The following is a 12,926-nucleotide window of genomic DNA, read 5'->3' as shown; positions in this document are numbered from 1 at the left end:
GCCGTTGATGGCGAACTGCAGAGCCCATAAGGCCAGCGCCAAGATCACCCGCTCCGGCCTTACATCAAAAAGTACTCAGCGAAATAGATGCGGTACAAAGCAGCTCGTGTTGCGCGTGACGCGATCAACGTCCTCGCGCATGCCGATGCCCACGGCGTTGTTGCCCACGACCCAGGAACCCACGAGTGCATGCCGGCCATCGAACACCGGCAGCGGCGCCAACGCCTGGTAGATGCATGGCTCGGTCACCGGACCTTCCACCTGTCCAGGATCCAGCACCGTCACCCCGGCACCCTCCCTGCCCCAGTAAGGTTTGCGCACCACAGCCCCCGCAACATCCGTGCGATGGCGGCTGGCCGCCAGCAGGTTCGGATGCCCCGGAAAGAACTCCCACAACAGCGGCAGGATGGCCTTGTTCGACAACACCATCTTCCATGCTGGCTCGAACCAGCGCAGACGCGTCTGCGGCAGGTGCATCGCGAATGGCTCGGACAACATCCATTCCCACGGGTAGAGCTTGAACAGCCGTTCTATCGGCGTGTCATCCAGATCAATAAAGTCTTTGCCTGACCAGCCGAGCTGCTCCACGTCCAACGCCGTGGCGCGGTGACCCGCCTGCATGCAGGTATCGACAAGGTAGTCGCAGGTCAACGCATCTTCACTGCTTTCGTAGCAGGCGGCGAAATGCACATGCGACGCCGGCGGCAGCAAGCGCCAGCGCTCGACCAGCGCCTCATGGATGGAGTTGAACTGATCGGCGTCGGACGCCACGTCCTGCAGCCAGTACCACTGCGCCACGGATGCCTCGAACAATGCAGTAGGCGTATCCGCGTTGTATTCCAGCAGTCGCGGCGGCGACGAGCCGTCGTACGACAGATCCATGCGGCCGTAGAGTGCAGGCTCTCGGTCCCACCAGCTGCGCTCGATCAACGTGGCGGCGCGCTCGTCCAACCCGAGATCCGCGTAGCGTCCGCCACGCACAACGCGATCGACCGCTTCAAGGCAAAGGCTGTGCAACTCATTCGTAGCTGCTTCCAGCCCGTCGATCTGAGCCTCGTCGAATACGTAGCAGACGTCCTCGCGCCAGTACGGCTGGCCGTCGATGGTGTGGAAGACAAAACCCTGCGACTCCAACCGCGCCTGCCAATCGGCACGCGGCGTGCTCGTCACGCGCCGCATCGTCAACCGCCTCGCGCAGATACGCGTCCGCTAGAACCGAATCCACCGCGCGATCCCAACTCAACGCCGCGCGGCCCACTGACGCCGTCACCACCACCGACCCGACCACCCGCAACCAAGGCGCGTCCCGGACCCGGATCGCCCGCGCCAACACCGCCTCCGCTCCGATACCAGGGGCCGTAGTAGTGCAAGCCACCGCTATAGGAGCCGCCACTCACTGGACCATCGATCTGGCACTGCCCGCTGGAATAGTCGTGTACGCAATCTTCGTAACTGTCGTACCGGTTGCGCTGCACATCCTGCCCACGACCGAGCATGGAGAGACCGACCAGCGTGGCGCCACCTAGCGCGATCAGCGGCACGGCCAGCGAGCGCTTCTGGTTACGCGGCGGCACGGGCCGAAACTGCGCGTCGTGACGCTGCTGGGGCTTCATGCCGGGCCGAAGTTCGCGCGAGGGCTTCTTGTCGATCGTGCTCATCGCCCGTCACCACGTCATCGCCGCAGCGTTCACCAGACCCACGGCAATCGCGATCACCGCGGCGAAGATCGCCACCGCACGATTGTCTTCTTCGATCTGCGTGGCAAGGTCACGAATCAGCAGGTGAATGGCTTGGTGCGCCAACCATTGCACGATGAGCGCCACCAGCCCCCACAAGGCCAGGTCCAACAGGTTCACGCTGTGCGACATCGCGCTGACCAGCGGCGCGATGAAACCGATCAGGGCGCCGCCGAGACTGATCGCGGCAGCCTGGTTGCCATGGCGAATGAGCGCCATCTCGCGTTGCGGTGTCAGCCAGATGTGCACCGTGCAGAAGATGGCGAGAAAAAGGACACCCAACCCAAAGTACGCTGCAAACGCAGGCAACGTGGAAAGATCCGGCAACACCCTGTTCCCCTTTCGACCCACCCATGCCGGGCGAGGCCGCAGTGTAACGCACCCGTTAGTTCAATCCGGCGCCTGTCCCAGACCGATCGCCTTCAGCTCGTCGTAGTGCTCCATGAATAGCCCCACGACACTGGGATCGAGCTGGCCGCCGGCCGCGTTGCGCAGATAGTCCATAACGTCCATTTCAGGCCACGCCGGTTTGTAGACGCGCGGGAAGCTCAACGCATCCCACACATCGACGACACTGAAGATGCGTGCAGCTAGTGGTATCTCCTCACCGATCAGGCCGCGCGGATAGCCCGTGCCATCCCAGCGCTCGTGGTGCGCATAGGGAATGTCGATGGCCGGTCGCAAGAACGCCGTCCGCATGAGCAGATCCCTGCCCAGCACGGGGTGCGTGCGCATCAAGGTCATCTCATCGGGCGTCAACGGTCCGGGCTTGATCAGCACCGCGTCGGGCAAGGCCAGCTTGCCGATGTCATGTAGCAGGGCGCCAAAGCGCACATGCCGAAGCGCGTCGCCCTCCAGCCCCACGCGGCGCGCCAACGCCACCGTCATGCGCATAACGCGCTCGGAATGGTCGCGTGTTTCCTTGTGGCGTACATCCATCGCTGACACCAGCGCACGCAACGATTGCTCATTGCCGGTCAGCAGTAGATGGTTAAGGCGATCCATACGGCGAACGTCGCGGCCAATCAGCCAGTACAGCAAGCCGCCGGTCACCACCACATAGAAGCAACCTTTGATGGTGTGCAGCAGGCTCAGCGTGCGGGTATCCGCCGTGAGCGAAAAAAGCAGGCGATCGGAAAAGAGTACCCACAGCAGGGCCACCGACACATAGATGGCGACAATGCGAAATTGGGGTTTGACCGTCACCGCGCCTCCCGTCCGCATCGTCACCGGTGATCCGGCGCACGCGTGGCACGACGGAGCATAACCAGATCAACATGCCTCATGCTGTTACCGGGTTGGCAACGCTCAGGCGTCCTCAGGTTCGATCAGCACATCCACCCATTCGCCAGCGCCCAGCGTGCTTAGCCCGGCGGCAATGACGGTGGCTTCCTCGAGTTGCAGCCAGAACGATCCTGCACGCTCGACCACGGCGCCACGGAAATCCTGCCCATTAAGGCTCCCGCGAACGCGATGCCCGTGGCCGCATTTCCACAGCGGCCTGGCCGGCGTAGACCACTGACTGACCGGATCGAACGGCAGCGGCACCAACCACGGCCGCTGGTCGCTATGTACGGTGGCGCGAAATGCTACGGCGCGATGCCTGTTCATCCCCGTTCCCCTGGCCTACCCCTGCCATGAAGATAACGGAGGCAGGGCGCCCTGTGTGAGGGTGTATCGGCTCGTTGATGCCATGAAGACTCAGGCCAGCCCGCTCGAACGCGGACACCCAGCTGCCCAGCGTGCGGAAGTACCAGGGCGCCGCCTGGCCGAAGCCACTGCCGCAACCCACCCAGGAGCCCTCGCGCCAGCCATCGGCGTAGGGTTCGGCAGCCAAGAGAGGGTGCAGCGTCTGGACGATCAAGGTGCCACCCGGCTCAAACAACTCGGGCATGGCGGCGAGCAAGCCATCGACCGACTCCCGCCCGAGCAGGGAGAAGTTGCATACCACCACGTCCGCCCGCTCAGGCAGCGCGCCGGCAGCCATGTCCTCGTAGGACAGTATGCGGAAATCGCCGTCGCCGTTCGCGCGAGCTGACTCGATCAAGGCCGGGATAACGTCCACCCCGATCACCTTCACCCCCGCAACGGCGAGCGCTCGGGCCAGCCAGCCTTCGCCGCAACCTACGTCGATCACCGTGCGCGGCGCACACGCAAGCACAGCGTCGACGATGGCCTGGTCGGTCACGAGCTTTCGGCTCTCGATGCGGCCCTCGCGCACGGCCTGTTCCCAGGCCTGCGCATTGCTCTGCCAGGCGTCGAGAATCAGTGCCTCGTCCGCGCTGGCATGCATCCAGGCGTCAGCCGGCGCGGCTGGCGTACTTGGACGCCACGTAGTTGTCGAGGATGCCGATGAACTCATGGGCGATGTTGTCGCCACGCAGCGTCATCGCCTTCTGCCCGTCGATGAACACCGGCGCCGATGGCGCCTCGCCGTTGCCCGGCAGCGAAATGCCGATATTGGCGTGCTTGGATTCACCCGGGCCGTTTACCACGCAGCCCATCACGGCGAGCGTGAGATTCTCCACGCCGTCGTACTTCACGCGCCACAGCGGCATCTGTTCGCGCACGTGATCCTGCACGGTACGTGCGAGCACCTGGAAGAACTCGCTGGTGGTGCGACCACAACCAGGACACGCCGTCACCAGCGGGGTGAATGCACGCAGGCCCATGGTCTGCAGCAGTTCCTGCGCCACGATGACTTCGCCCGTGCGCGAGGCGCCCGGCTCCGGTGTGAGCGAAATACGGATAGTGTCGCCAATGCCCTCCTGCAAAAGCACCGCAAGCGCCGCCGCAGAAGCGGTGATGCCCTTGGAGCCCATGCCGGCCTCGGTCAGACCCAAATGCAATGCATAGTCACAGCGCGTGGCGATGTCGCGATACACCGCGATCAACTCCTGCACGCCCGACACCTTGCACGACAGGATGATGCGATCGCGCGGCAAGCCGATATCTTCGGCCCGCTTGGCCGAGTCGAGCGCTGAGCGGATCAGCGCTTCGCGTGCCACGTGCGAGGCATCCCACGGTGCGGCGCGCTTGTGGTTCTCGTCCATCAACGTGGCGACCATGCTCTGGTCGAGCGAGCCCCAGTTGGCACCGATGCGCACGGGCTTTTCATAGCGCAGCGCCATCTCGATGATGGAGGCGAACTGCGTGTCTTTTTTCTTACCGAAGCCGACATTGCCCGGATTGATGCGGTACTTCGCCAGCGCCTCGGCGCAGCCGGGCTCGGCTTCCAGCAGCTGATGGCCGTTGTAGTGGAAGTCGCCAATGATCGGCACATCCACACCCATCATCGCCAGCTTGTCACGGATGCGCGGCACCGCGGCGGCGGCGGCCGGCGTATTCACCGTAATGCGCACCAGTTCGGAACCGGCGCGTGCCAGCTCAGCGATCTGTTTGGCGGTGCTCGCCGGATCTTCCGTATCGGTGTTGGTCATCGACTGCACCACGATGGGTGCACCGCCACCCACCGTGATCTTGCCAATTTTTACGCCAACGCCAGGACGGCGGGAGGCGGGCTGGGCGGGACGCGGAGAAGGAGTCGTGTCGCTCATGTAATGGGATCGCGATGTGGGACGGCAACAGGGCAAGGATACCCGAACCACCGGGCACTCCCTAGCAAGCGTCGCATCGCCCCGCGCGATGCGGCAAAACCGCGCATTGGAGCCATTCCGACTGCTTGAGCAACGATCATGAAGTCCTGCCCCAACGCACGGAAACAGGAGTGCATCCCCATGCTTCAGACCTCCCGCCAGGACGGCGCCCAACGCATGTCGCCCTCTCCCTCCTGCGCAGGCTGCGGTCATGCCGCCGTCTGCCAGGCCAGCGGCTACGACCGCGCCGAATTGTCAGGCCTGCGTCATATAGCTGAACGCGTCGGACCGATGCGCACGGGCGAATACCTCTACCGACCCATGTCGCCGTTCCGCGCGCTATATGCAGTGCAGATCGGCATGGCCAAGACCGTGGCAGTGGACGTGGCCGGGCGCGAACAGGTGCTCGCCTTCCATCTACCGGGTGAAATGATCGGCCTGGATGCCGTGGAACGCGAAGTGCACGACAACGCCGTGGTCGCGCTCGGCAAGACACAGTTCTGCCGTTTCCCCTACTCGGCCGTTCGGCATGTCGCCGCACAGCAGCCGGAGGTGCCGTGGCATCTGGTGCAGTCGGCAAGCCAGCGCATTTCGCGCCTGCAGTTGAGCAGCGGCAACTACATGGCCGAGGAACGCTTCGCTGCCTTCCTCGTCGATATGCGCGACCGCCGCTCCATACTGGGCCTGCCGTCGGACTACCTGCCGCTGCCGATGTCCCGCGCGGATATCGGCAACCATCTGCGCCTGACCACCGAAACCATCAGCCGCCTGCTCGGCCGTTTCCGCGAACGCGCCTGGATACGCGCCGATCGCACGGGCCTGCACATCCTCGACTTGGCCGCCCTACGCGAACAAGGCTTGTCGCTACTGATGCACTAGGGCGTTTGCCTCACTCGGCTGCTCTGCGAAGGGCAGCCTTCAGCAAGCGCTGCTGGACACGATCACTCAAAGAAGCCGGCCTGGTCAGCCCCATTCGCTCCAGCGCCTCGTCTTCGCCGCTGGCCACCTGCCCAGGAGCCAGCGCGGCGCGAAAAATTTCCGTCTTGCCGCGCCATGTCACGCTGCGCTTTTTCAACCAGTCGAGCGCCGGCAAAAGCCGCTGCTCCACCTCGGTGAAATCACTCCCGAAAGGAAACGGCGGCAACTGCCCTTTGGCCCGCCACGGTGCGAGTGCCTGCTTCAGGTGCTCGGGACGGTTGTTCCGCCATCGCTCGGGAATCTGGAAATCGGCGGCCAGCTTGCCGTGCGCTTTCGCTTCCGCACAGAGGGCGTCGATGAAACGCGCATCGGCAATGGAAAGCATGGCCTCGACGCACTCGCTGTCGGTTTTTCCGCGCAGGTCAGCCACGCCGTATTCGGTGACAAACAAATCGCGCAGATGGCGTGGAATAGTGGTGTGACCGTAGTTCCAGCGGATATTGGTCTCGACGCCACCACGCCCCTGCCGGGTCGCGCGCAACATCAAGATGGAGCGACCTTCCGGCAATTCGTGCGCCATCGCCACGAAGTTGTACTGGCCACCCACGCCACTGACCACCTCGCCGTTTTCGAGCCCGTCAGACACCGCCGAACCCAGCAGCGTCGCCATCATGCAGGTGTTGAAGAAGCGCGCACCGCGACGTTGCAGCGAGGCGAGCATCTGGTGGTCGCCATACAACTGATTGACGTTGGAGACGCGACACATGTCCAGCGCATCCGGATCGGTCGCATCGAGCTCGCCGAGCCATTGATACAGTTCGCGGGAACCCAGGAAGAAGGCCCCGCGCAGGTAGTGTCCACCCGGCGTGTCGGATGACAACCTGCCGCAGGCGGCCGCACGCTCCAACGCCATGTTGTCCCAGGCGCGACGCTTGAGGATGCCCGCGCGCTGCAGGTGCATGAAACCATCCATCACCATCTCGCTGGCGCCGTACAGACCCGCGCGCAAGGGTGCCAGTCCACCCATGCGTGAGGCCATGGCATGCGTGCCACCGCGCGGATCGAGCGCCACCAGCGCGCGCCGCCATTGCGTGTTGTCCTCCTGACGCCAGCGCAACCCATAGACCAATGCATCGGACAGCGCGCCGATGCCAATCTGCAGACAGCCACCGTCACGAACCAGCGCACTGGCATGCATGCCCAGTGCGTACTCCACCAGATCAATGGGCTGCCGGGGTAAGGCAAATAACGGGGGTGCCTTTTCCGTGTGCAGCTCGACGTCGAAATAATCACGCTCCACTTCGGCGTGACCACTGATATACGGCAGGTCCGGATGGACGACGGCCACGCACAATGGCCGAGGCTTGCCCGATTGCACCACGCGGTCGATGAAGTCGAACGTCAGATCCGGGTTGCACGAAAGGCTGTACCGAACGCCTTCCGGCGTCTCGCGGCGCGCCACCAGTTGCACGAGCAGATTGATGTCCTGCACGGCAAGGTCTCGCGCGACATGTGTGTAGTTCTGGCTGATGTAATTGCGCTGTGCGCTGCCCGAACGCAACAGCGCACCCGATTGCATATAGAACTCATGCACCGCGACGTTGGACGGCAGTTGGTTGCGCGCTTGGTCGATCGCGTACTCCGGATCGACGGCATCCGCGCCGAAATGGCGCTCCACGAAAGGCACAACGAAACGCGCCTCCAAGCCGGGCGCCGGGTGCGGACGCGTAAGAGACAGTGCGGTGTAGAGCGCTAGCGAGCGAGACGTGTCCGCCCTGGTCAGGCGATAGAGCGCATTCAGCAGGTCATGCGGCTTGCCAAGCCCCAAGGGGGCCGCCACGCGCAAGTCCGGACCAATCCTCTCGGCGATCTGTTGTGCGCATGCTTCGGTGTCGGTATGACATTGCTCTGGCGACATGGATCCACATGGCAGGGGCGATATTGCGTATTGGTGACACGCCTGAAGTGAATACGGCTTGAAGAAGCCCCGAACCCATGTCCTACACTCAGCCCATGAGCCATCATGCCGCGCCCGTCCATGCCCGCTTGCTCGCCGAACAGGCTTTGAGCCGAGCCGCGGGCGCGCCCCTGTTGACGGGCAATCGCGCCGAACTGCTGATCGATGCCGCCGCGCACTACGACGCGTGGCTGACCGCGATCCGTGGAGCAAAGGAGCGCGTGCTGCTGGAGAACTACATCATCCGCGACGACGCTATCGGTCAGGCTTTTCGCGAGGCCCTGGTCGAATGCGCGAAACGCGGCGTGTTCGTGGCCGTGGTCTACGACTGGCTAGGCTGCAAGGGACAGTCGCGAGATCGTTTCTGGGCACCATTGCGTGCCGCCGGCGGCCAGGTGCGCGCATTCAACCCGCCCCAGTTCGGGCAGCCGTTCGGCTGGATAAGCCGCGACCACCGCAAACTGCTGGTGGTCGACGGCATGCAAGGGTTTCTCTCCGGCGTATGCATCAGCGAGAAGTGGCTGGGCGACCCTGCCAAGGGCATTGCCCCATGGCGCGACACCGGAGTCGCCTTGCTCGGCCCCGCCGTGGCTGAGCTGGAGCATGCCTTCGCCGAAAGTTGGGCCAACATCGGCACGCCGCTCTCACCGTTTGCCGCGGCAGTGGGCGACGACACCGGCAACGTGGCGCTACGGGTGATCGCCACGCAACCGGCCACCGCCGGCATGTACCGCCTGGATCAGCTCATTGCCGCCATGGCGCGCAAGACGCTATGGCTTACCGATGCGTATTTCATCGGCGTGGCGCCTTACGTACAGGCGTTGGCCGCAGCGGCGCGCGACGGCGTGGATGTCCGCCTGCTGGTACCCGGCAGCAGCGACATCCCGGTCGTGGCTGGCATGTCACGCGCGGGCTACCGCCCCCTGCTCAAGGCGGGCATCCGCGTGTTCGAGTGGAACGGCTCCATGCTGCACGCCAAGACCGCCGTCGCGGATGGATTGTGGGCACGCGTAGGCTCCTCCAACCTCAACCTCGCGAGTTGGCTGAGCAACCGCGAAATCGACGTAGCGGTCGAAGACACCGGCTTTGCGCAACAGCTTGCCGAGCAATACGAGCGCGACCTGGAAAACGCCACGGAGATCGTGCTTGCGCCGGGACGCTGGCGCCGCCATGCCGACCACGTGCAAACCAGTGCCGGCCGACCGCCGCGCACGCGCCACGTAGGCGGCAGCTCCGGACGCGCCGCGGCCGGCGCGCTGCGTATCGCCAACACCATGGGCGCAGCCCTCACCGATCGACGCGTGCTGGGCGATACCGCGACAGGGCCGCTGTTGACCGGCGCTATCGTGCTGAGCCTGCTGGCGGTCGTGGCCGTTTTTTGGCCCGCGGTCATCGGCTGGCCTCTGGCCGTACTGGCGGCCTGGCTCGCCATGAACTTCGGCGCCAGGGCATGGCGTCTGCGCAGGCGCTTCAAGCGGCGCGCCGCTGAACTCGACGATGCAGGGTAGCTGCCAACACCCAATGAATACAGTGAGATAGGCGCTATGCCTTAGGCCGCGACTGCGCTTGATGGGGCAAGCGAATGTAATCCCTGCATTCCCCATGCTAGGCTCGCCCCTTCATGCGCTCGTCCGACGACTACAGCCCCGACCAGGCCGGCCCGCCGCCGCGCCAGATCCTGACGCCCAGTTCGCTCAACCGACTGGTGCGGGATCTGCTGGAAGACGCACTGCCGTTGATCTGGATTGAAGGCGAGCTGTCGAACGTTGCCCGGCCCGCTTCGGGACATCTGTATTTCACCCTGAAAGACGCCGACGCCCAGGTGCGTTGCGCCATGTTTCGCCCCAAGACCACCTGGCTGAAATTCCGCCCCGGCGACGGCATGCATGTACTGGCGCGAGCCCGCGTGGGGCTGTACGAGCCACGCGGCGAATTCCAGTTGGTCGCCGAGCATATGGAGCCGGCTGGCGAAGGCGCCCTGCAACGCGAGTTTGAACAGCTCAAGGCGCGCCTGGATGCGGAGGGGCTGTTCGATCCCGGCCGCAAGCGCCCCCTGCCCCGCTATGCGCGACGCATTGGCGTCATTACCTCGGCCACCGGCGCGGCTATCCGCGACGTGCTCAGCGTGATGTCCCGCCGCTGGCCGCTCGCCGACGTGGAGGTGCTGCCGGTCCCCGTGCAAGGTCGCGAGGCGCCGCCGGCGATCGTGCAGATGCTGCGCCGGGCATCGGCGAGCGGACGCTACGACGTGCTGCTGCTGACGCGCGGCGGCGGATCGCTGGAAGACCTCTGGGCCTTCAACGATGAGCACGTCGCCCGCGCCATCCACGCCAGCGCGGTGCCTGTGGTGTCCGCCGTGGGGCACGAAATCGACTTCAGCATTGCCGACTTCGTGGCCGACCTGCGCGCGCCCACACCATCCGCCGCCGCTGAACTGCTGGTGCCGGATGCCCATGCGTTGCAACGTCACCTACACCAGTTGCAACAACGGCTGGTAACGCTGGAACAACGACGACTGCAATCGCGCAGCCAACGCGTGGACCATCTTTTCGCGCGCCTGCAAGCCCAGCGACCGCAAGCACGACTAGCCCGCGACCGCGAACGCCTGACCCACCTGCATCGACGCCTGCTGGGCGTGCAACGCGAGCAGGCGCAGATTCGTCGAAGCCAGTTGGAGCGCACGCACGCGAAGCTCCTCGCGCAGCACCCGAAGCTTCGGCTGACGCTGTTACAGCGGCGCTCGGCCGAATTGATGCAACGCCTGCGTCATGCCATCGAGCGCAAGATGGAGCGTGATCAGCTCATGCTCCGACAGACGGGGCGTGCATTGCATGCCATCAGCCCACTGGCCACGCTGGAGCGCGGTTACTCCATCCTTTTCGACAAGGACGGCAAAGTGCTGCGGTCGGCCACTGGCATCGACGAAGGCACACCCGTGCGAGCACGACTCGCCGATGGCGAGTTGCCGCTAGTGGTCACCAAGAAGGACGCCTAGCGTCCCGCCACGCCTCACGCGCCCTGAACGATCCATATCGCATCCTTCGCGCTTCAATGCGAGGAGCGAGGCATGAAGGCAGCGCAACTGTTCGTGAAAGCACTCGAAGCCGAAGGCGTGCACAGCATCTTCGGTGTACCCGGCGAAGAGAACCTGGATTTCGTCGAAGCGTTGCGCGAATCCTCCATCCGTCTCATCGTCACCCGTCACGAGCAGGCCGCGGGCTTCATGGCCGCCACATGGGGACGACTCACCGGCGAAGCCGGCGTTGCCCTGTCCACCCTTGGCCCCGGCGCCACCAACCTGGTGACCGCGGCAGCCTACGCACAACTGGGCGCCATGCCCATGCTGATGATCACCGGCCAGAAGCCGATCCGCGAGCACAAGCAGGGTCTGTTCCAACTCGTCGACGTGGTCGACATGATGCAGCCGCTGACCAAGTACACGCGGCAGATCGTGTCCGCCCCGACCATCCCGGCGCGCGTGCGTGAAGCCTTTCGCCGCGCCGAAGAAGAACGCCCCGGCGCCGTGCATCTGGAGCTTCCCGAAGACATCGCCCGCGACACCGTCGACGAGGCCATCCTGCTTCCCACCGAGTACGCCCGCCGCCCCGCGCCCGACGATGCGGCACTGGTGCAGGCCGCCGAAGCGATCACCCGCGCGAAGCATCCCATCCTGATGATCGGTGCTGCCGCCAACCGACAGCGGACCACCGTCGCCCTGCGCGACTTTATCGACAAGCTGGGCATTCCGTTCTTCACCACACAGATGGGCAAGGGCGTGATCGACGAAGATCACCCGTTGTGGCTCGGCAATGCCGCGCTATCGGATGGCGACTTCGTGCATCGCGCCATCGATGCCGCCGACGTAATCATCAACGTCGGCCATGACGTGGTGGAAAAGCCGCCGTTCCTCATGCGCAAGGGCCGACGCACAGTGATCCACATCAACTTCTCCAGCGCGGAAGTGGATGCGGTGTACTTCCCGCAGATCGAAGTCGTCGGCGACATCGCCCACACCATCGAACGCCTTACCGACGCACTGCAGCCGCAGGAGCATTGGAACTTCGATTACTTCAATCGCGTGCGAAACGCTTTCCACAAACAACTGCAGGACCACGCGCGCGACGACCGCTTCCCCATGCACCCGGTGCGCATCGTCGACGACACGCGCCGCTTTATGCCCGACGACGGCATGCTTTGCCTGGACAACGGCATGTACAAGATCTGGTACGCGCGCTATTACCGCGCACGTCAACCCAACACCATTCTGCTCGACAACGCACTGGCCACCATGGGCGCCGGCCTGCCCTCGGCCATGGCCGCAAAAATGGTGTACCCGGAGCGCAAGGTGCTCGCCATCTGCGGCGACGGCGGCTTCATGATGAATGCGCAGGAGTTGGAAACGGCCGTGCGCCTGAAGCTCGACCTGGTGATTCTGCTGGTGCGCGACGATGCCTACGGCATGATCCGCTGGAAGCAGGCGGAGATGGGTTATCCCGATTACGGCATGCTGTTTGGCAACCCCGACTTTGTCCTCTTTGCCGAAGCCCACGGCGCGCACGGGCATCGCCCTGCGAGCGCCGACGAATTTCTGCCAACGCTCGAGCGCGCTTTCAACGCGGGCGGCGTGCACCTTATCGACCTTGCGATCGACTACTCGGACAATCACCGCATCCTCAACGAAGAAATCCCGCGGCTCAGTGCAGCCGTCTGAGCTAACGT

At 64.4% G+C, this 12,926-nt stretch carries 12 protein-coding genes; 4 read left to right on the top strand and 8 right to left on the bottom strand.

The features are described from left to right. Nucleotides 1–75 precede the first annotated feature (75 nt). From DyAD56_RS10515 to ispG, 7 genes are all read right to left on the bottom strand, one after another. Entirely contained in the window at nucleotides 76–1,179 is a 1,104-nt protein-coding gene (locus DyAD56_RS10515; protein ID WP_102302716.1) for a glutathionylspermidine synthase family protein, read from the bottom strand. Nucleotides 1,180–1,181: 2 nt separating this feature from the next. Continuing rightward, nucleotides 1,182–1,658, bottom strand: a complete 477-nt coding sequence (locus DyAD56_RS10510; RefSeq protein WP_102302715.1) for a hypothetical protein — start codon at nucleotides 1,656–1,658, stop codon at nucleotides 1,182–1,184. A 6-nt stretch (nucleotides 1,659–1,664) separates the two neighbouring features. Beyond that, entirely contained in the window at nucleotides 1,665–2,066 is a 402-nt protein-coding gene (locus tag DyAD56_RS10505) for a DUF350 domain-containing protein (protein ID WP_146010479.1), read from the bottom strand. Nucleotides 2,067–2,126: 60 nt separating this feature from the next. Continuing rightward, complete coding sequence (locus DyAD56_RS10500) at nucleotides 2,127–2,942, bottom strand: HD domain-containing phosphohydrolase (protein WP_102302713.1); 816 nt, start codon at nucleotides 2,940–2,942, stop codon at nucleotides 2,127–2,129. A gap of 102 nt (nucleotides 2,943–3,044) precedes the next feature. Next, complete coding sequence (locus tag DyAD56_RS10495) at nucleotides 3,045–3,347, bottom strand: DUF1905 domain-containing protein (protein WP_102302712.1); 303 nt, start codon at nucleotides 3,345–3,347, stop codon at nucleotides 3,045–3,047. Next, nucleotides 3,304–4,029: a class I SAM-dependent methyltransferase gene (locus DyAD56_RS10490; protein ID WP_102302711.1), complete on the bottom strand. Its 726-nt coding sequence runs from the start codon at nucleotides 4,027–4,029 to the stop codon at nucleotides 3,304–3,306. The genes DyAD56_RS10495 and DyAD56_RS10490 overlap by 44 nt, the downstream gene beginning before the upstream one ends. A 7-nt stretch (nucleotides 4,030–4,036) precedes the next feature. Next, on the bottom strand, nucleotides 4,037–5,293 hold the full coding sequence (ispG, locus tag DyAD56_RS10485) for a flavodoxin-dependent (E)-4-hydroxy-3-methylbut-2-enyl-diphosphate synthase (protein WP_102302710.1): 1,257 nt from the start codon (nucleotides 5,291–5,293) through the stop codon (nucleotides 4,037–4,039). A gap of 180 nt (nucleotides 5,294–5,473) precedes the next feature. Between ispG and DyAD56_RS10480 the strand changes: the two genes are divergently transcribed. Next, nucleotides 5,474–6,211, top strand: coding sequence for a helix-turn-helix domain-containing protein (locus tag DyAD56_RS10480; RefSeq protein ID WP_158241309.1), 738 nt, complete (start codon nucleotides 5,474–5,476; stop codon nucleotides 6,209–6,211). Between the two features lie 10 nt (nucleotides 6,212–6,221). Here DyAD56_RS10480 and DyAD56_RS10475 read toward each other — a convergent pair whose 3' ends face one another. Then, nucleotides 6,222–8,168, bottom strand: coding sequence for an acetyl-CoA hydrolase/transferase C-terminal domain-containing protein (locus DyAD56_RS10475; protein ID WP_102302708.1), 1,947 nt, complete (start codon nucleotides 8,166–8,168; stop codon nucleotides 6,222–6,224). Nucleotides 8,169–8,245: 77 nt separating this feature from the next. Between DyAD56_RS10475 and DyAD56_RS10470 the strand changes: the two genes are divergently transcribed. The 3 genes from DyAD56_RS10470 to DyAD56_RS10460 all read left to right on the top strand — a co-directional run bounded on the left by DyAD56_RS10470 (nucleotide 8,246) and on the right by DyAD56_RS10460 (nucleotide 12,918). Next, nucleotides 8,246–9,715, top strand: a complete 1,470-nt coding sequence (locus tag DyAD56_RS10470) for a phospholipase D-like domain-containing protein (protein WP_233202373.1) — start codon at nucleotides 8,246–8,248, stop codon at nucleotides 9,713–9,715. A 113-nt stretch (nucleotides 9,716–9,828) separates the two neighbouring features. Next, complete coding sequence (gene xseA / locus DyAD56_RS10465) at nucleotides 9,829–11,202, top strand: exodeoxyribonuclease VII large subunit (protein WP_102302706.1); 1,374 nt, start codon at nucleotides 9,829–9,831, stop codon at nucleotides 11,200–11,202. Nucleotides 11,203–11,274: 72 nt separating this feature from the next. Beyond that, nucleotides 11,275–12,918: an acetolactate synthase large subunit gene (locus DyAD56_RS10460; protein WP_102302705.1), complete on the top strand. Its 1,644-nt coding sequence runs from the start codon at nucleotides 11,275–11,277 to the stop codon at nucleotides 12,916–12,918. Nucleotides 12,919–12,926: the final 8 nt, after the last annotated feature.

Origin of the sequence: Dyella sp. AD56 (genome assembly GCF_002878475.1) — a bacterium.
Taxonomy (GTDB): Bacteria; Pseudomonadota; Gammaproteobacteria; order Xanthomonadales; family Rhodanobacteraceae; genus Dyella.
This window is presented reverse-complemented; position numbering and strand designations above follow the sequence as displayed.

Bases quoted from the DNA above. Each gene is read 5' to 3' on its own strand.
- DyAD56_RS10515 (WP_102302716.1), bottom strand. From the start codon at position 1,179: ATGCGGCGCGTGACGAGCACGCCGCGTGCCGATTGGCAGGCGCGGTTG.
- DyAD56_RS10510 (WP_102302715.1), bottom strand. From the start codon at position 1,658: ATGAGCACGATCGACAAGAAGCCCTCGCGCGAACTTCGGCCCGGCATG.
- DyAD56_RS10495 (WP_102302712.1), bottom strand. From the start codon at position 3,347: ATGAACAGGCATCGCGCCGTAGCATTTCGCGCCACCGTACATAGCGAC.
- DyAD56_RS10490 (WP_102302711.1), bottom strand. From the start codon at position 4,029: ATGCATGCCAGCGCGGACGAGGCACTGATTCTCGACGCCTGGCAGAGC.
- ispG (WP_102302710.1), bottom strand. From the start codon at position 5,293: ATGAGCGACACGACTCCTTCTCCGCGTCCCGCCCAGCCCGCCTCCCGC.
- DyAD56_RS10480 (WP_158241309.1), top strand. From the start codon at position 5,474: ATGCTTCAGACCTCCCGCCAGGACGGCGCCCAACGCATGTCGCCCTCT.
- DyAD56_RS10475 (WP_102302708.1), bottom strand. From the start codon at position 8,168: ATGTCGCCAGAGCAATGTCATACCGACACCGAAGCATGCGCACAACAG.
- DyAD56_RS10470 (WP_233202373.1), top strand. From the start codon at position 8,246: ATGTCCTACACTCAGCCCATGAGCCATCATGCCGCGCCCGTCCATGCC.
- xseA (WP_102302706.1), top strand. From the start codon at position 9,829: ATGCGCTCGTCCGACGACTACAGCCCCGACCAGGCCGGCCCGCCGCCG.
- DyAD56_RS10460 (WP_102302705.1), top strand. From the start codon at position 11,275: ATGAAGGCAGCGCAACTGTTCGTGAAAGCACTCGAAGCCGAAGGCGTG.